At 70.9% G+C, this 19958-nt stretch carries 20 protein-coding genes and 1 tRNA gene; 8 read left to right on the plus strand and 13 right to left on the minus strand.

Features of this window, described 5'->3' with window-relative positions; genetic code table 11:
* Positions 1-10: 10 nt before the first annotated feature.
* Positions 11-616 carry a dCTP deaminase gene (gene dcd, locus NVV95_RS14850; protein WP_259487339.1) on the minus strand — a complete coding sequence of 202 codons (606 nt, stop codon included), beginning with the start codon at positions 614-616 and terminating at the stop codon, positions 11-13.
* A gap of 46 nt (positions 617-662) precedes the next feature.
* Between dcd and NVV95_RS14855 the strand changes: the two genes are divergently transcribed.
* The 7 genes from NVV95_RS14855 (at position 663) to NVV95_RS14885 (ending at position 4901) form a co-directional block, all read left to right on the plus strand.
* Positions 663-733 (plus strand) — tRNA-Gly (locus tag NVV95_RS14855).
* 22 nt (positions 734-755) lie between these two features.
* The gene (locus tag NVV95_RS14860; protein ID WP_259487340.1) at positions 756-1142 is read left to right on the plus strand and encodes a DoxX family protein; all 387 of its coding nucleotides are present in this window, start codon (positions 756-758) and stop codon (positions 1140-1142) included.
* A 9-nt stretch (positions 1143-1151) separates the two neighbouring features.
* Entirely contained in the window at positions 1152-2120 is a 969-nt protein-coding gene (locus NVV95_RS14865) for a nucleoside hydrolase (protein WP_259487341.1), read from the plus strand.
* On the plus strand, positions 2117-3178 hold the full coding sequence (locus NVV95_RS14870; protein ID WP_259487342.1) for an MBL fold metallo-hydrolase: 1062 nt from the start codon (positions 2117-2119) through the stop codon (positions 3176-3178). Before NVV95_RS14865 ends, NVV95_RS14870 begins: the two co-directional genes overlap by 4 nt.
* Positions 3178-3858, plus strand: a complete 681-nt coding sequence (locus NVV95_RS14875) for a dienelactone hydrolase family protein (RefSeq protein WP_259487343.1) — start codon at positions 3178-3180, stop codon at positions 3856-3858. Before NVV95_RS14870 ends, NVV95_RS14875 begins: the two co-directional genes overlap by 1 nt.
* An 11-nt stretch (positions 3859-3869) precedes the next feature.
* Complete coding sequence (locus NVV95_RS14880) at positions 3870-4172, plus strand: DUF2470 domain-containing protein (protein ID WP_259487344.1); 303 nt, start codon at positions 3870-3872, stop codon at positions 4170-4172.
* Between the two features lie 75 nt (positions 4173-4247).
* Positions 4248-4901 carry a biliverdin-producing heme oxygenase gene (locus tag NVV95_RS14885; RefSeq protein ID WP_259487345.1) on the plus strand — a complete coding sequence of 218 codons (654 nt, stop codon included), beginning with the start codon at positions 4248-4250 and terminating at the stop codon, positions 4899-4901.
* A 53-nt stretch (positions 4902-4954) separates the two neighbouring features.
* Here the strand turns inward: NVV95_RS14885 and NVV95_RS14890 are convergent, their stop codons facing one another.
* From NVV95_RS14890 to NVV95_RS14905, 4 genes are all read right to left on the minus strand, one after another.
* Positions 4955-6994 (minus strand): YhgE/Pip domain-containing protein, encoded by a 2040-nt coding sequence (locus tag NVV95_RS14890; RefSeq protein WP_259487346.1) that lies wholly within the window; start codon positions 6992-6994, stop codon positions 4955-4957.
* Entirely contained in the window at positions 6991-10005 is a 3015-nt protein-coding gene (locus tag NVV95_RS14895) for an MMPL family transporter (protein WP_269909053.1), read from the minus strand. Before NVV95_RS14895 ends, NVV95_RS14890 begins: the two co-directional genes overlap by 4 nt.
* Before the next feature lie 86 nt (positions 10006-10091).
* Entirely contained in the window at positions 10092-12071 is a 1980-nt protein-coding gene (locus tag NVV95_RS14900) for a cell wall-binding repeat-containing protein (RefSeq protein ID WP_259487347.1), read from the minus strand.
* A 32-nt stretch (positions 12072-12103) separates the two neighbouring features.
* The gene (locus tag NVV95_RS14905; RefSeq protein ID WP_259487348.1) at positions 12104-13390 is read right to left on the minus strand and encodes an ATP-dependent DNA helicase; all 1287 of its coding nucleotides are present in this window, start codon (positions 13388-13390) and stop codon (positions 12104-12106) included.
* A 57-nt stretch (positions 13391-13447) separates the two neighbouring features.
* Here NVV95_RS14905 and NVV95_RS14910 point away from each other — a divergent pair, with 57 nt between their 5' ends.
* Positions 13448-14479 carry a hypothetical protein gene (locus NVV95_RS14910; protein WP_259487349.1) on the plus strand — a complete coding sequence of 344 codons (1032 nt, stop codon included), beginning with the start codon at positions 13448-13450 and terminating at the stop codon, positions 14477-14479.
* Between the two features lie 16 nt (positions 14480-14495).
* Here NVV95_RS14910 and NVV95_RS14915 read toward each other — a convergent pair whose 3' ends face one another.
* The 8 genes from NVV95_RS14915 to NVV95_RS14950 all read right to left on the minus strand — a co-directional run bounded on the left by NVV95_RS14915 (position 14496) and on the right by NVV95_RS14950 (position 19934).
* Positions 14496-16463, minus strand: a complete 1968-nt coding sequence (locus tag NVV95_RS14915; protein ID WP_259487350.1) for a bifunctional copper resistance protein CopD/cytochrome c oxidase assembly protein — start codon at positions 16461-16463, stop codon at positions 14496-14498.
* 108 nt (positions 16464-16571) lie between these two features.
* Positions 16572-16859, minus strand: coding sequence for an HU family DNA-binding protein (locus NVV95_RS14920; protein ID WP_022897485.1), 288 nt, complete (start codon positions 16857-16859; stop codon positions 16572-16574).
* Between the two features lie 102 nt (positions 16860-16961).
* Positions 16962-17267: a 30S ribosomal protein S14 gene (gene rpsN / locus NVV95_RS14925; RefSeq protein ID WP_173182132.1), complete on the minus strand. Its 306-nt coding sequence runs from the start codon at positions 17265-17267 to the stop codon at positions 16962-16964.
* Positions 17268-17271: 4 nt separating this feature from the next.
* Positions 17272-17439, minus strand: coding sequence for a 50S ribosomal protein L33 (gene rpmG, locus NVV95_RS14930; RefSeq protein ID WP_022897487.1), 168 nt, complete (start codon positions 17437-17439; stop codon positions 17272-17274).
* Positions 17439-17675 carry a 50S ribosomal protein L28 gene (gene rpmB / locus NVV95_RS14935; protein WP_173182131.1) on the minus strand — a complete coding sequence of 79 codons (237 nt, stop codon included), beginning with the start codon at positions 17673-17675 and terminating at the stop codon, positions 17439-17441. Before rpmB ends, rpmG begins: the two co-directional genes overlap by 1 nt.
* Positions 17676-17797: 122 nt before the next feature.
* Complete coding sequence (locus NVV95_RS14940; RefSeq protein ID WP_259487351.1) at positions 17798-18184, minus strand: Fur family transcriptional regulator; 387 nt, start codon at positions 18182-18184, stop codon at positions 17798-17800.
* Complete coding sequence (locus tag NVV95_RS14945) at positions 18181-19068, minus strand: metal ABC transporter permease (protein WP_259487352.1); 888 nt, start codon at positions 19066-19068, stop codon at positions 18181-18183. The genes NVV95_RS14940 and NVV95_RS14945 overlap by 4 nt, the downstream gene beginning before the upstream one ends.
* Positions 19065-19934 (minus strand): metal ABC transporter ATP-binding protein, encoded by an 870-nt coding sequence (locus NVV95_RS14950; protein WP_259487353.1) that lies wholly within the window; start codon positions 19932-19934, stop codon positions 19065-19067. Before NVV95_RS14950 ends, NVV95_RS14945 begins: the two co-directional genes overlap by 4 nt.
* Between the last annotated feature and the right edge of the window lie 24 nt (positions 19935-19958).

A 19958-nucleotide genomic window follows, 5' to 3' on the forward strand; every position in this document is an offset into this window, starting at 1 on the left:
TGCCGGGCCCCTACTCCCCCGCCGACCCGTCCGTCACAGTCGACACGTCGGTGCGGTGGAAGTTCAGGTGCGAGCGCGAGGCAGTCGGCCCGCGCTGCCCCTGGTAGCGCGAGCTGTACTCGGCCGAGCCGTACGGCCGCTCGGCCGGGCTCGAGAGCTGGAAGAAGCACAGCTGCCCGATCTTCATGCCGGGCCAGAGCTTGATGGGAAGCGTGGCGACGTTGCTCAGCTCCAGGGTCACGTGGCCCGAGAATCCCGGGTCGATGAAGCCGGCGGTGGAGTGCGTCAGCAGCCCCAGCCGGCCGAGCGAGCTCTTGCCCTCGAGCCGGGCGGCGAGGTCGTCGGGCAGGCTCACGCGCTCGAAGGTCGCGCCGAGAACGAACTCCCCCGGGTGCAGGATGAACGGCTCGTCGGGCCTCGCCTCGATCAGACGGGTGAGCTCGGGCTGATCCTCCGCGGGGTCGATGAAGGGGTACTTGTGGTTGTCGAACAGCCGGAAGTACCGGTCGAGCCGCACGTCGACCGAGGAGGGCTGCACCATGGCCGCATCGAAGGGCTCGAGGCTGACCCGGTTCTCGCGGATCTGGGTTCGGATGTCGCGGTCGGAGAGGAGCACGCAGTCAGTGTATAGACTTGACGCGTTCGCCCGCCGTGGTGAGCACGCGGATGTAGTTCAATGGCAGAACTTCAGCTTCCCAAGCTGATAGCGCGGGTTCGATTCCCGTCATCCGCTCCGAACGGAGCATCATTGCTCCATGGCCATCCCCTTCCGCACCATCGCCCGCGTCGCCCTCGGGTCGGCGCTCGTCTTCGCCGGCACCAGCCACCTCACGTTCGCGCGTCGCGACTTCCAGGCCCAGGTCCCCGAGTTCGTGCCGGTCGACACCGACACCGTGGTGCTCGCCTCGGGTGTCGCCGAGATCGCCCTGGGTGCCGCGCTCGTCGCACTCCCCGGTCACAAGAAGGCCGTCGGCACCGTGGCCGCCCTGTTCTTCACCGCGATCTTCCCGGGCAACGTCTCCCAGTGGCTGCACGGTCGCAGCGCCTTCGGCCTCGACACCGACCGCAAGCGCGCGTTCCGCCTGCTGTTCCAGCCCGTGCTGGTGGCGTGGGCTCTCTGGTCCACGCGCACCCCGCGCTAGATTGGGCCCGTGGCCCATCGCGTACTGCTCGACGTCGACACCGGTGTGGATGACGCCCTCGCGGTGCTCTTCGCCGTCGCGCATCCTGACATCGACCTCATCGGCATCACCTGCGTGGCCGGCAACACCTCGCTCGAGAACGTCGTCGCCAACACGCTGACCGTGCTCGACATCGCCGGCGCACCCGAGCTGCCGGTCGCCGCCGGTTCGCTCCGGCCGCTGATCGAGCCGCCGCGGGCCTCGCACGTGCACGGCACCGACGGCCTCGGCGACCAGGGCCTGCCCGCCTCCACGCGGGTTCCGGATGCCCGTCACGCCGTCGATCTCGCCCGCGACCTGTTGCTGGCCTCCGATCATCCGGTCACGATCGTGGCTCTCGCCCCGCAGACCAACCTCGCGCTGCTGCTCCGCCTGCACCCGGAGGTCGTGCCGAAGATCGAGCGCATCCTCTTCATGGGCGGCTCCGCCTCGGGCGGCAACGCGACCGCGGTCGCGGAGTTCAACGTCTGGCACGACCCGGAGGCCGCAGCTGCGGTGCTGGACTCAGGGGTGCCCGCCTTCATGTACGGGCTCGACGTGTTCAACCAGGTGACGATCGACGAAGAGGCGGCCCGCGCGCTGCTCGCCTCGGAGTCGGCGTCGGAGCGGCTGGCCGGGGCGCTGCTGCACTTCCAGATGGCCGATCCCGAGTCCACCGAGGCGGCCGACCCGGCGGCGTTCGGCGGCCACATCGGCGACGCGGGCGCGCTCTGCGCCCTGGTCGATCCCGGGGCCCTCCGGGTGGAGCGCCACCCGGTGCGGGTCGAGCTCGGCGGTGCGAGCCGGGGCCAGACCGTGGTCGACCGGCGGCGACGGGTGGGGGAGGACACGGTGCACGCCACGGGCGGAGCGGCCGCGCATCCGATCGACGTGGCGCTGGATGTCGACGCGCCCCGGTTCGCCGAGCTGTTCCTCACGACGATCGCGCGGCTGCCGTGAGCTCGGCGCCGGCGTCCGGTGTCGTCGCGGTCAGCGACGAGGAGCTCAGGGCCGAGACCTCGGGGGAGGGGCTTCCTCCGCTGGCCGCGGTGCGCGACTGGCTGCACGTGCTGCCGCAGGCCCTCGCATCGACCAACTCCCCTCGCTACACGCTGAGCTACCTGGTGCTCGACGACGCGGGCGGCGTGCACGTGATCGACCCGGGGTGGGACTCGGAGGAGAACCGCGAGCGGCTGGAGAGCGCCCTCGACACGCTCGGCCGCTCGGTCGACGACGTGCGCAGCACGATCTCGACGCACCTGCACCGCGACCACCTCGGCCTCGCTGAGCACCTGCGCGAGCGGGTGGGCGCACAGATCGTGCTGCACGAGCGCGAACAGTCCGCCATCGACCGGCTCGCCGACGTGCGCGATCGGCAGTCCCCGGGCGCGGCCACGGCCCGGTTGATCAGCTGGGGTGTGCCGGCCGGCCGGCGCGAGGCGCTCGAGCCGATGTCGATCGAGGTGACCGCGGCCCGCTCGTCCGCCGACCGGCTCGTCGTGGGCGGCGAGCTGCTCGACGTCCCGGGGCGCCGGCTCGAGGTCCTGGACACCCCGGGGCACACGCCGGGGCACATCGCGGTCGTCGTGCGCGACGAGTCGCTCGTGTTCACGGGCGACCATCTCCTCCCCTCGATCTTCGGCGGCATCGGGCTGGGTGGTCCGGTTGAGGACGCGATCGGCGACCACCTCGAATCGCTCGGCCGGCTCGAGGAGCTCGAGCCCGGCGGCGCATATGCCTCCGACGGCATGTATCAGGTGCTGCCCGGCCACGGCTACCGGTTCACCGGTCTCGCGGCCCGGGTGCAGGAGACGCGGGAGCACCACCTCGCGCGGTCGGCGGAGGTCGCCGCACTGCTGGAGGAGAGCTCGGGCGCCAGCGTCTGGCAGGTGGCCGAGGGCATCCGCTGGTCCGCGGGCTGGGCGAACCTGCGCCCGTTCCACCGCTTCTCGGCCCTCGCCCAGACCGCGATGCACGTGAACCATCTGCGGCTCGCCGCCGAGAAGGGCGTCGGCTGATGGCCGAGTTCGTCGAGATCCCGTCGCCGGGCTGGCCGCTCCACTTCGGGGAGGCCGGGCGGCCGGCGGTGGTGATCGTGCACGACGCCTACGGCCGGCTGCCCTACCTCGAGGCCTACGCCCGTGCGCTGGCCGCTCAGGGCTTCTTCGTCGTCGTGCCCGACCTGTTCGACGGCGTGGCGAGCATCGAAGCCGACGGCGCTGCGGAGCTCGAGGCCCGCCTCGACCCCGGCTTCGCCCTGGCGACCCTCGAGGACGCGGTGGCGATCGCCCGCACGCCCGACGGGCCCGCCGCCGACTCCGGCGAGCCGGCCGAGCGAGCGCGGGTCGGCCTGATCGGGCTCGGCCTCGGCGGCCGGTACGCGCTGCGGCTCGCGCAGAGCGGGGCGGCGGATGCGGTGGTCGCCTACCACGCGCTGCTCGGCGACGACGAGGGCGGCGTCATCCCGGCCCCCGTGCTGCTGCATCGAGCCGACGGCACAGCGTGGGCCGGAGGGGTCGACATCGACGGCTTCGTCAGCCGCCTGAAGGAGCACGGCACACCGGTGACGCAGCACAGCTACGCCGGCACGGTCGCCGGATTCGCCAACGCCACGGTGCTGCGGCTGGTCGACCGCAACGCCGCGGCCCTGGCATTCGCCCGCAGCACCTATTTCCTCCAGGCCCAGCTCCTCGACTAGCGTTCGGGAGCATGACCGCATTCGCACCCGAGGTCGTCGACGCGATCCTCCGCCACATGAACGGCGACCACGCCGACGACAACCTGCTGATCGCCCGCGCCTTCGTCGACCCGTCGGCCGAGTCGGCCCTGATGGTCGGTCTCGACGGCGACGGGGGGCTGTGGGACGTCACGACGGCGGGCGGCGTGCATCGCGCATCCGTCGCCTGGCCCGCCGGCACGATCGCCGAACGCGCCGAGGTGCGACGGGAGATCGTGGCGCTCTACGACGAGGCCTGCGCGGTGCTCGGCGTCGAACCGCGGCCGCATTCCTGACGACGCACTAGCCCTCACCAGGGTGCCCTCCGCTAGAGTTAGGCCAACCTAACCTCCGACGGCTGGACTGAACGCATGGCTGCAGTGATCCCCTTCTCGCAGGCGCTCCGCGAGCGCACCTGGACAGGACATTCCGACAGCGAGGGTGCCGGATTCATGACCGACCTGATGAGCGGGAAGGGGTCGCGCGACGACTACATCGCGCTCGTCGCCCAGCACTTCTTCATCTACGAGGCGATCGAGGCGGCCGCCGAGCGCATGAAGAACGACCCCGTGGCCGCCGCGTTCATCTCGCCGAAGCTCACGCGACTGCCGGCGATCGTCGAGGACCTCCGCTTCCTGATCGGCGACGACTGGCGCGAGCAGATCGTGCCGCTGCCCACCACCGCCCGCTACGTGCGGCGCATCGAGGAGGTCGCGGCGACCTGGAACGGGGGCTTCATCGCGCACCACTACACGCGCTATCTCGGCGACCTGTCGGGTGGCCAGATCATCCGCACCCTGATGCAGCGCCAGTTCGGCTTCGAGACCAACGGCGTGGGCTTCTACCTGTTCGGCGACATCGCGAAGCCGAAGGAGTTCAAGGAGACCTACCGCACGCAGCTCGACGCCGTCGACTGGGACGCCGGGGAGCGGGAGCGGGTGATCGACGAGGTGCTGGTGGCGTACCGGTTCAATACCGAGCTGTTCCTGGATCTCGCGCAGGAGAAGGCCGCGCGGGTCGCCTAGGCGGTCGCGGCCCGAGTCGCCGCCGGTCGCTGGCGGTCGCTGGCGCCGGGCGCTCAGGCGGTCGCGGCGCGTCCGGCCGGCAGCGCGGGCAGCACCACCACGTCGCGCGACCGCTTGCGCGAGGCGGCGACGAGAGCGAGCGCCAGGCCGATCAGCCCGAACACGGCCAGGGCTGCGGCGGAGCTCGGCAGCGCATCCGTCGACCCGCCGGTCAGCAGCGCCTGCAGCCCCGTGATGGCATTGGTCAGCGGCAGCAGCCCGGCCAGGCCGGTGTACAGCGACGAGGTCACCCCGCTCGGCAGGATCACCGCCGCCGCCGCGATCTGCACCGCCAGCAGCGCGATCGAGAGCACCCGCCCGGCCTGGCCGAGCAGCGCGATCAGACCCTGGTGCAGGGTGACGAACACGAGCGACATCAGCAGCGAGAACAGGATGCCCGCCGCCAGCCGAGCCGGATCGACACCGACCGCGAACAGCACCACCGACACCACCGCCGCCTGCACGAGCCCGAGCAGAGCGGCCGGGGCGAGCGCGGTCACGACCACGCGGAGCGTCGACGCCGTCGAGTCGAGGGCCCGGCGGGTGAACGGCACGAGCAGGAGGTAGACCGCGAAGGCGCCGAGCCAGAGCGCCAGCGGGATCACGACGGCGGCGATGGCGGCGGCGGGGGAGGGGGAGCCTCCCACGACGGTCTGCGCCGTGAGGATGGGCTCGGTGACGACCGTCGCCAGCTGGGTCTGCTGCTCGGGGCTGTAGGCGGGGATGCCGTCGGCCCCCTTCTGCAGATTGGTCGCCAGCGTCGTCTGCGCGCCGGCCAGCTTGTGCAGACCGCCACCCAGGTCGGAGGCCCCCGTCGCCGCCTTGCGCAGGCCGTCGGTGAGCGAGGCCATGCCGGTCGCCAGACCGTTCGCCCCGGTCGCGGCGAGCGTGATGTTCGAGGACAGCTCGGGCACCTTCGCGGCGAACTCCGCCTGGGCCGCGCTCAGGCCGTTGGAGTACTGCTCGAGCGCCGTCACGCCGAGGGCGTCGACGCCGAGACCGAGGGTCACCGTGAACGACGAGACCCGGATGCCCGCGGCCGTGTCCTGCAGCTGGGCCAGGCGGCTCTGGATCTGCTCGGGCGTGAGGGTCGGCACGTCGGCGCTCAGCGCGGCGATGTCGGACTCGAGCGCCTTCTGCCGCTCGTCGATCGCGTAGCTCGCCGCCGTCTCGTCGGCGAGCACGCTCTTCAGCAGGGTGATGCCGCCCGAGATGTCGGAGGAGGCCTTGGCGAAGCCGTCGGCGGCCACCGGCAGCGCGGCGGCGCCCGTCGACAGCGCGCCCAGCCCGGTGGCGAGACCCTGGGCTCCCGTCGTGAGCGGCACCGCGCCCTCGTCCACAGCCTTGGTGAGGCCGGCTCCCAGATCGTCCGCCCCCGTGCCCGACTGGTCGATGTAGCCCGCGATCGTGGACGCGCCGCCGGCGGCGTCCCCGAGGCTCGTGCGCACCGTCTCGAAGGCGCTCAGCGATTTGGTCACGAAGCCCGAGGTGATCTGCCGCGAGACGGAGGCCTGGAGGTCGGCCGTGAGTGCGTTGGCCAGCTGCTGGGTGGCGTAGCTGCTGCCCGCGTTCGTCTGCACCTGCAGGGTCGACTGCACCGGGTTCGCGGTGCCCACCGACTGGAACGACGAGCTGAAGTCGGAAGGGATGGTCACGACGGCGGAGAACTCGCCCGAGGCCAGGCCGTCCGAGGCCGTCTTCGCGTCGGTCAGGGTCCAGCTGAAGCCGTTCCCCGAGGTGCCGTCGGTGAGGTCGGTGGTGAGCAGCTTGCTGAAGACGGCTTTCGACGTGGTGCCGTCGTCGGCGGTCACGTCGACGTACTGGTCGAGGTTCACCACGGCCGCGGGGAGCAGGGGCGCGGTGCTCGGCGCGGTGCTCGTCGTGGAGCTGTCGCCCGACGCCGCGTCCGCGCCTGCGGGGTTCTGGAAGGCGCTGACGGCGACGCCGGCGATCAGCAGGGGCGTGATCACGGCGAGACCGATGGCGATGCGGCGCCCGAGCGGGGACACGGGAGCGGTGTCACCGCGGCGCACGAGGGAGTTGAGGCTCGTCATGCGGTCACTTCTTCTCGGGAGGTCGGGTCGGCCGGGGCGGCGGGGTCGGCGGCGCCGGGGTCCGGAGCGGTGGAGCCAGGGGCACCGGGGGCGGGTGAGCCCGGGGCGGCGGGGTAGTCCGGGGCGGCGTCGTCGCCCACCCCCGCCTCGAGGGCGGGCGGCGCGACGGGCGCACCGAGCTCCTTCGCGGGCAGGTGCGCCATCAGCTCCAGGCCCGCGGGTGCGGGGGAGAGGGTGAGCACCCGCAGGCTCCGCCCGCTCAGCTCGAGCCGGGCGCCGTGGTGCGCCACCGCGATGGTCGCGGCCAGCGGGAGCGCGTCGTGCAGCACGGCGAGCGCCCGCTGCAGCAGCGGGGTCGGGATGCCCGTCGCATCGATCGCGATCAGCCTGGCCCGGGTGGTGGTCGCCACGGCGAGGCTCCGCAACCACTCCTCGGCGATCGGAGCACCCCAGAGCTCGTCGAGCTCGGCCCCGAGCTCGCGTTCGAGCCGGGCGAGCACTCCGGGGGCGCCCGACGGCAGCTCGCCGGCCGAGTCGTCGGCCGGAGCATCCAGGGGTCGCTGCACCAGCACCGAACTGCGCCGCAGGGCGGCCGCGTGGAACGGGAGCGGCTGGTCGAGCACCCGCAGATGCCCGCCACGCAGCTCCTGGCGGCCCGCGAACGCGGCGACCACCGCATCCGGATGCGTCGACGACGCCCCCGTGACGAGCACCAATTCACCCGCCTCGGCCCGCAGCTCGAAGGGCGCGGCGCCCGACCCGGCCACGAACGCGCCCGAGGCGGCGACCGCGAACGGCCGCCCGGCGTCGTCGAGGGGCCGCCACTCGGTCGCGCCGAGCAGCTCGCGCACGCCCTCGCCCTCCAGGTCGACGTTCGGCAGGATGCGCCCGAGCCAGGCCGGCAGCGCCCAGCCCCAGCGCCCGAGCAGGATCATCACCGCCGGGATGAAGGTCATGCGCACGAGGAACGCGTCGATGAAGACGCCCGCCGCGAGGCCCAGCGCGATCGGCTGCAGCACGGCTCCGCCGCCGGGCACGAACGAGGCGAAGACGGCGAACATGATCAGCGCCGCCGCCGTCACGACGCGCGCGGCGCCGATGAAGCCGTGCCGCACCGCCGTGTGCGGATCGCCCGTCTTGACGAACTCCTCGCGCATCCGGGACACCAGGAACACCTGGTAGTCCATCGCGAGGCCGAACAGCACGGCCATCAACAGGATGGGGAAGAAGCTGATCACCGGCCCGACCTTCGCCACCCCCAGCACGTCGGCGAGCCAGCCCCACTCGAACACCGCCGTCACGATGCCGAACGACGCGAACACCGACAGCAGGTAGCCGATGGTGGCCGTGACGGGCACGGCGAGCGAGCGGAACACGATGGTCAGCAGGATGATGCAGAGCCCCACCACGACGATGCCGTAGGGCACCAGGGCGCTCTGCAGCCGCTCGGAGACGTCGATGCCGAGGGCCGTTTGGCCGGTCACCCGGTAGCCGAAGCCGTTGGCGGTCTCGAACGCGGGCTCGCCCTGACGGATGCTCTGCACGAGGTTCTGCGTGGCGGTGCTGTCGGGCGCCGAGTCGGGGGTGATCGAGACGATCAGCATGTCGCCGGTGGGGTTCGGGATGACCTGACTCACCGCTTCGACGTCGTCGAGCCCGCCGAAGCGGTCGCCGAAGGCCGTGATGGCCGCTCCCAGGTCGGCCGCTTTCACCGCCGAGACGTCGGCCGTCACCAGCAACGGGCCGTTGAACCCGGGCCCGAAGCCCTCGTTCAGCAGGTCGTAGCCGTCGCGCGAGACCGACCCCGGCGGGTTGTACCCGGCGTCGGGCAGCGTCAGCCGCATCGAGCCGACGGGCAGCGCGACCACGATCAGCCCGATGACGACGACCGCGACGGTGACGACCGGCTTCGCCGTGACGATCGCGACCCAACGGGCGCCGAGCGTGCGGTGCGTGCCCTCCGCCGCCAGCTCGCGCTTGGCCGAGCGAGAGGTCGGCTTCGGCACCAGCTTCCGGCCGAACAGCCCCAGGATGGCCGGCAGCAGCGTAAGGGCGACGAGCACCGCCACGACCACGGCCACCGCGGCGCCGAGCCCCATCACGGTGAGGAACGGGATCTGCACCACCGCCAGCCCGAGCAGCGCGATCACCACGGTGAGGCCGGCGAACACGACCGCACTGCCCGCCGTCGACGTCGCGACTGCGGCGGACTCCTTCGGATCCATCCCCCGGATCAGCTGCGCCCGGTGTCTCGAGACGATGAAGAGCGCGTAGTCGATCCCCACCGCGAGGCCGAGCATGGTGGCGAGCAGGGGAGCGGTCGACGAGACGCTCGCGACGGCGGTCGAGAGCACGATCAGCGAGTAGGCGATCGCGACGCCGATCACGGCGGTCACGAGCGGCATGCCGGCCGCGAGGAGCGAGCCGAAGGTGATCAGCAGCACGATGAACGCGACCCCGAGACCGATGAGCTCGGTGTCAGCGGCCTCGGTGCTGACGTCGGTGAGGCCGGAATAGGCGACGGTCATCCCTCCGGTCGCGGCCCCCTCGGCGGCGGCCTTCAGCGCCTCGGCGTCGGCCTCGGTGAAGTCGGAGCTCGCCACCTTCAGCTGCACCGTGCTGAACGCGAGTCGGTCGGAGTACTCGCCCTCGTCGGAGACCTGGCCGGTGACGTTCGCGTCGAAGGGCCCGCTGACCCCGATCACGTCGGGGGCCGCGCGCATCGCCTCGTCGGCGTCGCCGATCTGCGCCTCGAAATCGCGGATGCTCGACCCGGCCGGCACCTCGAAGATGACCCGCACCGAGCCACCCGCGGCCTGCGGGAACCGCTGGTCGAGCATGTCGATGGCCTGCTGCGATTCGGTGCCCGGGATCTCGAACGCCGACGCGAACGACTGCTTCAGCAGCTGACCGCCGCCCACGATCAGCACGAGCAGCACGATCCAGCCGACGATGACGACGATGCTCCGTCGCGCGGCGAACCGGCCGATGCGGTAGAGCAGCGTGGCCATGGTGAACCCCCTCGCCGCAAGGCTATCGGCGCTCCCGCGCCGCTGCGGGGCCGAGCCCGCCCCATTAAGGGGGGCGTACCCCGCCGTCAGCGCAGGTGGGTGGCCAGCTCGGCCATCGTCGCGTCGCTGATCGCCGCGGGCCCGCCCAGCACGACGATGCGCGACGGACGCAGCCGATCCAGTTCGGCCGCCGTGGCCGCCGGCACGGCGTCACGCCGCACCAGCAGCACCGGGGCGTAGTCGGTCACGGCCGCGGGTGCCCCGGCCAGCGCATCCGGGAACGTCTCACCCGACGCGATGTACACGGTGTCGGTCTGCATGGCCCGGAACACCTCGTGCGAGATGCCCGCCGACACGTCGAAGCGATCCGCTCCGGCCAGCCGGGTCGTGGGAGCGATCGCGGCCAGTTCGGCCTCGACCGCCGCCGACACGGCCTCCCGCCCACCGAGCAGCACGATCCGCTCCGGCTTCAGCCGCCCGAGCTCCGCGGCCACCGGCCCCGGCACCCCCTCCTTCGTCACGAGCAGCACCGGACCCCCGTTCCGCCCCGCCGCGGCCCCGCCGGCCAGCGCGTCCGGGAACGTCACCCCCGACGCCACGTACGCGACCGCCGGATGCTCCGCGAACGTCGTCGCCGAGACCGCCGCCGACACCGCGAACCGATCCGCACCCCCGACCCGCTCCACCACCGGCGCATACGACTCGAGCGCGTCGACCACCGCCTCCCCGACGGCGAGCGCACCACCCAGCACCACGATCCTCCCCGGATCCAACCGATCGAGCTCGGCGGCCACCACCTCGGGCACCCCGCTCGGTGTCACAAGCACGGGCCCGCCGAGCTTCGCGGCGGCGGCGCCGCCCGACAGCGCATCCGGGAACGCCGCCCCCGACGCCACGTACGCCACCGGCACGCCCCGCGCATACGTCTCCCGCGACACCGCGGCCGCCGTCCCGTACCGATCCGCCCCCGCCACCCGCCCGATCGACGACTCCCCGACCCGCCCGCTCCCCACCACGACGATCGCGGCGTCGAACCCCGCCAGGATGTACGCCGTCGACGTGGTCGGGTCGATGGCCGTGGTGGACGGGTGCTCGCCCACCCCGAACGGTCCGCTCCGCTCGAAGGTGGTGATCACCCGGTCGACGCTGCCGTCGATCACACTCACCGTGTCGTCCTGGTTGTTGGACACGTACACGAGCCGCGTGCTCGGGTCGACCGAGACCTTGACGGGCTCGTCGCCGACCGCGACCGTCGTGACCACGACGTCGTGAGTCGTGTCGATCACCGTGACGGTCTTGCTCCAGGCGTTCGCGACGTAGGCCCGATGATTGAACGAATCGACGTCGACGTCGACGGGGAACATCCCTCCGCCCGCGATGGACGCAAGACTCCCGCCGGTGCGCGTGTCGAACACCGAGATCACGCCCGACCGGCCGTTGGAGACATACCCCTTGTGGAGGGCTTCGTCGACGCCCGCCGCCATCGAGCCGTCCTCGATGCCGCCGAACTCGTCGATCACACCGATGACCTTGAGCGACTTCACGTCGATCACCGACAGGAATGCGGCGTCCCAGTTGACCACGTAGGCGCGATGGGCGGTCTGGTCGATCGTGATGCTCTGCGGGCGGAACGTCTCGCCGGGCCCGAGCAATGGGATACGACCGATCACGGTGTTCGTCGTCACGTCGATGGCCGAGATGGTCTCGTCGTCGTCGTCCAGCACGAGGGCCCGGCCCAGTCCGGAATCGACCGCGATGCTGGTCAGGTTCGCCCGGTCGCCCCCGATCGTGATCGACGACTTGAATCGACGCGTGACGGTGTCGAAGACCGACACACCCCTCGTGCTGTCTCCCGCCAGGTACAGCTGGCGACTCACGGGATCGACCGCGAGGTCATTCCCCGCCGGCTTCCCCCCGGGCAGCTCGAACTTCTCGCGCACAAACGGCACCGGCGCGCTCGAGGCAGAAGCGCCGGGCTCCTCCGCCCCCGCCGCCGGCACCCCGGCGACACCACCCATCACCACGACCGCCACCGCCATCGCCACAACCCGCACCCGAGAGATCATCCCGCGATGATACCCGAGCAAAGCTCATTAAGCTACGGAGTGGGAGTGGGAGCCGACCCCCGGCGGCGCATGAAGGCCTGCACTGCCGGGTCGACGATGATGTCGGAGGGCCGCAGCGGCCGCGTCAGGTACAGCCCCTCGAGCGAGGTGAGGCGCGACAGCGCCACGTAGGTCTGCCCCGGGCTGAAGACGCGGGCGCCGAGGTCGACGACCGCCTCGTCGTAGCTCTGGCCCTGCGACTTGTGGATGGTGACCGCCCAGGCGAGCCGCAGCGGGAACTGCGTGAACTCGCCGATGACCTCCTTGCTGAGCTTCTTCGACTCGGGCGCGTAGGAGTAGCGGTGCTTCTCCCAGGCGACCGGGTCGACCTCGTGCACCTCGCCATCGACCTCGACCCAGACGGTCGACGCGATCTTGGTGACGGTGCCGACTGTGCCGTTCACCCAGCGCTGGTCGGCGTCGTTGCGCAGAAACATCACCTGCGCCCCGACCTTCAGTTCCAGATTGAGGTCGGCCGGATAGGCTCGGCCGCCGAAGTCGCCGCTGATCTCGGCCTTCGCGCTGAGCACGCGGCCGGGCAGCCGGCCGAGGGCGGTCTGGTTGATGCGGTTGACGGCGTCGTTGCGGGTGGCGAGCGTGATGGCGCTGTCGGGAGCGGGGGAGCGGGCGCCCGTGCCGTTCAGCACGTCGGCGATCTCCTTCGTGACCATGCCGAAGCGCACCGCGTTGAGCATGTGCTTGAACTCGTCGTCGTGCTGCCGGTGGATCTCGGTCAGCTCGACGATCTCGAGCTCCGTCTCGTTCCACACCGCGGCGTCGAAGAACCACATCGAGCGGTAGTGGTCGGCGAAGTAGGCGCGCTCCTCGCCGTCGCCCGGCACCGGGGCGAGCTGGTACGGGTCGCCGAACAGCACGACCTGCACGCCGCCGAACGGCTCCGAGCGGCGGCCGCGGGCCTGCCGGAGCGAGCGGTCCATCGCGTCCATCAGGTCGGCGTTCACCATCGAGACCTCGTCGATGACGAGCGTGTCGATGGTGTTGAGGAGCTTGCGCACCTCGGCGTTCTGCTCGATCTCGCTGTCGGCGATCACCCCGATCGGCAGCCGGAAGAGCGAGTGAATGGTCTGACCGCCCACGTTCAGGGCGGCGACGCCGGTGGGGGCCGAGATGACCAGCTGCTTCTCGGTGGTCGCCGAGAGGTGGTTCAGCAGCGTCGACTTGCCGGTGCCCGCCCGACCGGTGACGAAGACGTGCTTGCGGGTGCCCTCGATCAGCTCGAACACGCGCTGCTGCTCGGCGGAGAGGGTGGGCCTGGCCATCCCTCCAATCTACCCGCCGCCCGGGGCGGTCCCCCGGCTCCCGCCTAAACTGTGCACATGGATGCGGGAGGTGTGGACAGGCGCGAGACCCTGCACCGATCGATCGTCATCTGGGTAGGCCTGTTCGTGCTCACCGTCGCGGCCCTGGTGTCGGCGGTGGGCATCCTGAACCGTGAGCTGTTCAGCGCCAGCACCTTCGTGCGGCTCTACCTCGAGGCCCTGGCCGAGCACGACGTGGCCGGCGCCCTCGCGACCCCGGGCGTCGCGCTCACGAGCGGCGACGCGGCCGGCACCGGTGAGGCGGCCCTGGTGACTCCGGATGCGCTCGGCGGCCTGATGGGCATCACCGAGGTCAGCGACACCGAGATCATCCCCGGTCGCCACCGCATCGTCTACTCCTACACACTCACCGGCACCGGCGACCAGCAGGTGGAGGGTCAGACCGAGTTCGACGTGGTGCAGACCGGCACGAGCTGGCTCGTCTTCCCGGAGTGGGAGTTCCTGCGCTCGCCGAGCGCGCGGGCCGACGTCACCGTCTCGCACGCGAGCACCTTCACCGCCGGAACGGTGCAGGTCGCGGCCGGTGACGCGGGCGCCTTCCGCGCGAACCGCAGCTACGACCTGCTCGTGCCGAGCCTCACGGTGCTCGGGCACACCTCGCACTACCTCGGTGCCTACCCCTCGAAACTCGTGGCCACCAGCACCGGCAGCTCGGTCAGCGCCATCGTCGACGTGCAGCCCACCACGCGCTTCCTCGACGAGGTTCAGACGACGGTGCACGACTTCCTCGCCGAGTGCGCCACCGAGACGCTGCTCTATCCGCCCGGCTGTCCGTTCGGGCTGGAGGTCGACGACCGCATCGTCACCGAGCCCGCCTGGTCGATCGAGACCTTCCCGGCCCTGACGATCATCGCCGGGCAGGACAGCTGGGTGGTTCCCACGGCGTCGGGCAGCGCGCACGTGCGGGTGGACATCCGCTCGCTCTTCGACGGCACGGTCACCGCGATCGACCGTTCGATCCCCTACGACGTGACCTTCGCGCTGAGCATCCGGGCCGACGGCTCGATCCAGTTCGCCCCACGGGGCTGAGGGCGGCGGCCGGGGTCTAGCGCGCCGTGTCCTTCTCGGCCAGCCGCTCCAGCATCGCGTTGTACTCCCCGAGCTCCGCCTCGTTCGTCCGATCCGCGTTGCGATCCCGCCGCTTGGTCTCCTTCTTGTCGACCCGGCTCCACTGGATCGCCACGATCAGCGCCAGCGTGAACGTCGGGATCTCACCGATGCTCCACGCGATCCCGCCGCCGTTCTGCTGATCCTGCAGTGCGCTCGGCCCCCAGTCGCGGCCGGTGGCGCCGAACCAGTCGGCGAGCAGCAGGCCCGTGCCCTCCATCAGGGCGAGCCCGAAGAAGGCGTGGAACGCCATCGTTCCGAGCAGCAGCAGCAGCCGGAACGGGTACGGCAGCTTGTACGGCACCGGGTCGACGCCGATCAGCGCCTGCACGAAGAGGTAGCCGACGATCAGGAAGTGCACGATCATCCACTCGTGCCCGAAGTGGTTCTCGGTGGCCCAGCGGAACAGCGGCGTGTAGTAGAAGGTGACGAGGCTGGTGGCGAAGAGCACGCCGGCCACCACAGGGTTGGCGATGACGGTGGCGACCTTCGAGTGCACCGCGAGCAGCGTCCACTCGCGCACGCCGCGGGTGCCGTCGGTGCGCTTCTTGACCGCGCGCAGCACGAGGGTGACGGGCGCGGCGGGCACGAGCAGCAGCGGCACCATCATGCTGAGTGTCATGTGCCCGAACATGTGCGCGCTGAACAGGAACTTCTCGTAGACGTTCAGCCCGCCGTTGGTGACGTAGAAGAGCAGCAGGATGCCCGCGATCCAGAGCACCGTGCGATACCAGGGCCACCGGTCGCCGCGTCGTCGCAGCCGCAGCACCCCGGCGACGTAGAAGAAGATCGCGAAGGCGCAGACGAGCACCCAGATCAGGTCGAAGTTCCACTGGGTGAGGAAGTTCGCCACGGTCAGCTCGGGCGGCAGCTTCTCACCGGTGAGGATCTGCGCGGCGGTCTGCGTCTCGGGCACGGTCTCCGGCACCGGGGTCGCCGTGCGGGCGAGAGCCGCCGCGAACCCCGTGGCGATGCCCATGAAACCGAGCTCGGCGACCACGAGCCACCAGAAGTGCCGACGGCGATCGGTGCTGCCGAGCTTGCCGATGACGTAGCGGCGGTGCAGCGCGCCGATCAGTCCGAGGGCGATCAGCGCGCCCACCTTCACCAGCACGAGCAGGCCGTAGGGCGTGAGCAGCCGGTCGAGCGAGCCGACCCGCAGCTCGGCGCTGACGTAGCCGGAGGCGGCCACCACGACGAAGCACACGATGGCGACGGTCGAGTACCGGGCGACGACGTCGACGAGCACCGGTGTCGTCAGCTGCCGGCTGAGCAGCACGATGACCACCAGCCCGCCGAGCCAGGCGGCGGCGAAGATGAGGTGCAGGCCCAGGGCGGTGATCGCGGCGTCATGGCCGTCGACCCCCGCGGCGTGCCCCTGCTGGGCCATCGGCACGAGGCAGACGACCGCGAGCAGACCGACGAACACCAGCGCGGTGTGGTTGCGCACGGCGAAGCAGAGCACGGTGACCACGGCGCCGAGCAGCGTGGTCTGCAGCCACGCCTGGCCGAGTTCGATCTGCGTGAGGAACTGCCCGAGCCCCTGGCTGAACGCGTCGTCGAAGCTGAGCGCCCGGGCGGTGACGCTGAGGTAGCTGAAGAAGCCCGTGAGAGCGGCCGTCACCGTGAACAGACCGGCGGATGCGGCGGCGACGTCGAGGACACGCCCCCAGGCCGGGCTCGACGGCGGGATGGCGAAGACGACGAGACCGATGGCGCCGATCATGCCGGCGGCCGAGATGTTGACGAGCGTGGAGGTGATCGGGAGACCGAAGCGCACGACGGGTCCCGGATCCTCCAGGAGCTGCGGTGCGGCGCCGCCGCCGATGGCGAGGGCGATCAGGAGGGCCGCGAACGAGGCCAGCACCAGAACGGCGGGGCCTGCTACGCGGACGACTCTCAGCACCAGTCCACTGTACGCGGGCCGGCCTGGGCCTCCGTCGTTAACGGCACAGGGTTAATGGCAGAAGGGCGGCGGCCGAAGCCGTCGCCCTTCTGAGCTGGTGGAGCGAGACTACTTGGCAGCAGCCTTCAGCTTCGAACCGGCCGAGATCTTGACCGAGTGACCGGCCGGGATCTCGATGGTGGCGCCGGTCTGCGGGTTGCGGCCGGTGCGAGCGGCACGCGAGGTGCGCTCGACGGCGAGCCAGCCCGGGATCGTGACCTTGGTGCCCGAGGCGACCGAGTCGGCCAGCGTCGAGAAGAGAGCGTCGAGCACCTCGTTGACGGAAGCCTGCGTCTGGCCGGAAGCGGCGGCGACGGCTGCGACGAGCTCGGTCTTGTTGAGTGACTTGTCAGCCATTTAAGGTGTCCTCCTCGGACCTCTTCGCTACCTCGGTAGCTTTTCGGTGGAACGGTCCCGGCCACAGGGCCAGTTCGGTTGGTCGGTACGACCGTGGGTAATTTACCAGCTGGACTTCGTAATGCCCGGCAATTCGCCGCGGTGCGCCATGTCGCGGAAGCGGACACGGCTGATGCCGAACTTGCTGAGGTTTCCGCGGGGGCGGCCGTCGACGGCGTCGCGGTTGCGCACGCGGATCGGCGAGGCGTTGCGGGGCAGCTTCTGCAGACCCAGGCGGGCGGTCTCGCGCTCCTCGTCGGTGGACGTGGGGCTGACGAGGGCCTTCTTCAGCTCGAGGCGCTTCGCGGCGTACCGCTCCACGATGACCTTGCGCTGCTCGTTCTTGGCGATCTTGCTCTTCTTAGCCATGTGTTTACCGCTCCTCTCGGAAGTCGACGTGCTTACGGATGACCGGGTCGTACTTCTTCAGCACGAGACGGTCGGGGTCGTTGCGACGGTTCTTCTTGGTCACGTAGGTGTAACCGGTGCCCGCCGTCGAGCGGAGCTTGATGATGGGACGGACGTCCTGCTGCTTTGCCATCAGATCTTCTCCCCACGAGCGAGGAGGTCCTTGACAACCGACTCGATTCCACGAGCATCGATGACCTTGATGCCCTTCGCCGACAGGGTCAGCGTGACGTTACGGCGAAGCGAAGGCACGTAGTACTTCTTCTTCTGCACGTTCGGGTCGAAGCGGCGATTGGTTCGCCGGTGCGAGTGCGAGATGTTGTGACCGAAGCCGGGAACGGCTCCTGTCACCTGGCAGACTGCTGCCATTGCTTCCTCCATTTGGCTACCGTGAGACGAGTGCCTCACCCAAGATGACTTGTCGACAGGCCCGACTCATGACGGGCCCGCAGAGGGCGGAGGATTCCACCCAACCTGACTAGCTTACACGATCAGGGCGTGGGCACACAGGCGGAGCAGAAGCCGAAGATGTCGACGACGTGCTCGGGCCGGCTGAAGCCGTGCAGCGTGGCCGTCTTCTGCGCCCAGGCCTCCACCTCGTCGGCCTCGATCTCGACCGTGAGCCCGCAGCTGCGGCAGATGAGGTGATGGTGGTGCGCGAGCGAGCAGGCGCGGTAGAGCGCCTCGCCCTCGGGCGACTGCAGCGAGTCGGCCTCGCCCTCCTGGGCGAGATCGGACAGCGCGCGGTACACCGTGGCGAGACCGATCTGCGAACCCGAGTTCTTCAGCGAGGAGTGCAGGCTCTGGGCGCTGACGAACCCCATCTGGGTTCCGAGGGCGCTCCGCACGGCCTCGCGCTGCCAGGTGTTCCTCTTCACTGCATCACCGTCCTCGTCGTCAACGGTACCCGCCCCGAGAGTCCCCGGCGCGTCCGTCGCCAGGAGACGAGGCGGCAGACCAGGTAGATCGCGAACGAGATGGTCGTGACGTAGGGGCTGATCGGCACCGAGGCGCCGAGCGCGAGCATGATGCCGCCCACGAGCGACAGCACGGCGAACAGCGTGCTGAGCAGCGGCACCACCACGGGCGACGACGACAGCCGCAGCGCGGCCGCCGCCGGGGTGACGAGGATCGACAGCACCAGCAGCGAGCCGACGATCTGCACCGAGACCGCCACGGCGAGGCCGAGCAGCAGCATGAAGACGATCGACAGCGCGCGAACCGGCACCCCCCGGGCCGAGGCGACGTCGGAGTCGGCGCTGGCGAAGGTGAGCGGCCGCCAGACGAGCAGCAGCCCGAGCACGACGACGATCGAGATCGCGATCAGCGAGTTCAGCCGCGGGTCGTCGACGGCGACGATCTGCCCGGTGAGCAGCCCGAACTTGTTCGCCGACCGCCCCGGGTACAGCGACAGGCACAGGATGCCGAGCCCCAAGCCGAACGGCATCAGCACCGCGATGATCGAGTTGCGGTCCCGGGCCCGCGAGCCGAGCAGCCCGATGATCAGCGAGGCGATCAGCGATCCGATGATCGATCCCTCGACCACCCCGATGCCGAACAGCAGCCCGGCCGCGGCGCCGGCGAACGACAGCTCGCTGATGCCGTGCACGGCGAAGGCCATGTCGCGCGACATCACGAACACCCCGATCAGGCCGCCGACCACGCCGAGCACGGCGCCCGCGATGATCGAGTTGCGCAGCAGCACCACGAGCTCGCCGTAGTTCGCGAAGTCGAAGACCTCCGACCAGATGTCGCCGTTCACGGCAGTCCTCCGAGCAGTCCGGGGGCGGTGCCGTGGCCGTGCGTCCCGTGGTCGTGCGCGTCGTGGTGGGCGAGCTGGTCGTCCGGATGCCCGTGGGCCCCGTCGGGCGTGCCGACGACGATCACCCGCCCGTGCGTGCGGATCACGTCGACCCGCGAGCCGTAGAGCTCGCTCAGCACCTCCGAGCGCAGCACCTCCTCCGGCGTCCCGATCCGGAAGCCGCCGCCGGCGAGGTAGAGCACCCGGTCGACCATGTCGAGGATCGGGTTGATGTCGTGGGTGACGAAGAGCACGCCGAAGTCGCGCTCCCGCCGCTGCCGGTCGATCAGCTCGCTGACGGCGCGCTGGTGGGTGAGGTCGAGCGAGAGGAGCGGCTCGTCGCAGAGCAGCAGCCGCGGTTCCCCGGCGAGCGCCTGCCCGATGCGCACGCGCTGCTGCTCGCCGCCCGAGAGGGTTCCGACGCCGACGTTCGCGTACTCGGTCGCGCCGACGGCGGCGAGCAGGGCGTCGACCTCGCGGCGGCGGGCCGCCGAGGGCAGCGGCACGCCCCAGCGATGGCCCGAGAGCCCGAGGGCCACGAGGTCGCGCGCGCGCAGCGGCGTGCCGTCGTCGGCGAGCTTCTGCTGCGGCACGTAGCCGATCCGGCGGTCACCGCGCCGGCCGGGCGCCCCGAGGAACGAGACCGAGCCGCCGCTCAGCCGCTGCTGCCCGAGGATGACCTTGAGCAGGCTCGACTTGCCCGAGCCGTTCGAGCCCAGCACGGCGATGAACTCGCCCGGCTGCACGTCGAGGTCGAGCCCCGACCACAGGGTGCGCGGGCCGAACGCGAGGCTCGCGTCGCGCAGGGTCAGCACCGGGTCGGTCACTGTGACACCCTACTGCCGCGGGCG

The organism is Herbiconiux gentiana, assembly GCF_024978135.1.
In the GTDB taxonomy this organism is placed as follows: Bacteria; Actinomycetota; Actinomycetes; order Actinomycetales; family Microbacteriaceae; genus Herbiconiux; species Herbiconiux gentiana.

What these genes read in the sequence shown, in the direction of transcription:
- NVV95_RS14860 (WP_259487340.1), top strand. Translation starts at nt 756, where the DNA reads ATGGCCATCCCCTTCCGCACCATCGCCCGCGTCGCCCTCGGGTCGGCG.
- NVV95_RS14875 (WP_259487343.1), top strand. Translation starts at nt 3,178, where the DNA reads ATGGCCGAGTTCGTCGAGATCCCGTCGCCGGGCTGGCCGCTCCACTTC.
- NVV95_RS14880 (WP_259487344.1), top strand. Translation starts at nt 3,870, where the DNA reads ATGACCGCATTCGCACCCGAGGTCGTCGACGCGATCCTCCGCCACATG.
- NVV95_RS14885 (WP_259487345.1), top strand. Translation starts at nt 4,248, where the DNA reads ATGGCTGCAGTGATCCCCTTCTCGCAGGCGCTCCGCGAGCGCACCTGG.
- NVV95_RS14890 (WP_259487346.1), bottom strand. Translation starts at nt 6,994, where the DNA reads ATGACGAGCCTCAACTCCCTCGTGCGCCGCGGTGACACCGCTCCCGTG.
- NVV95_RS14895 (WP_269909053.1), bottom strand. Translation starts at nt 10,005, where the DNA reads ATGGCCACGCTGCTCTACCGCATCGGCCGGTTCGCCGCGCGACGGAGC.
- NVV95_RS14900 (WP_259487347.1), bottom strand. Translation starts at nt 12,071, where the DNA reads ATGATCTCTCGGGTGCGGGTTGTGGCGATGGCGGTGGCGGTCGTGGTG.
- NVV95_RS14905 (WP_259487348.1), bottom strand. Translation starts at nt 13,390, where the DNA reads ATGGCCAGGCCCACCCTCTCCGCCGAGCAGCAGCGCGTGTTCGAGCTG.
- NVV95_RS14910 (WP_259487349.1), top strand. Translation starts at nt 13,448, where the DNA reads ATGGATGCGGGAGGTGTGGACAGGCGCGAGACCCTGCACCGATCGATC.
- NVV95_RS14920 (WP_022897485.1), bottom strand. Translation starts at nt 16,859, where the DNA reads ATGGCTGACAAGTCACTCAACAAGACCGAGCTCGTCGCAGCCGTCGCC.
- rpsN (WP_173182132.1), bottom strand. Translation starts at nt 17,267, where the DNA reads ATGGCTAAGAAGAGCAAGATCGCCAAGAACGAGCAGCGCAAGGTCATC.
- rpmG (WP_022897487.1), bottom strand. Translation starts at nt 17,439, where the DNA reads ATGGCAAAGCAGCAGGACGTCCGTCCCATCATCAAGCTCCGCTCGACG.
- rpmB (WP_173182131.1), bottom strand. Translation starts at nt 17,675, where the DNA reads ATGGCAGCAGTCTGCCAGGTGACAGGAGCCGTTCCCGGCTTCGGTCAC.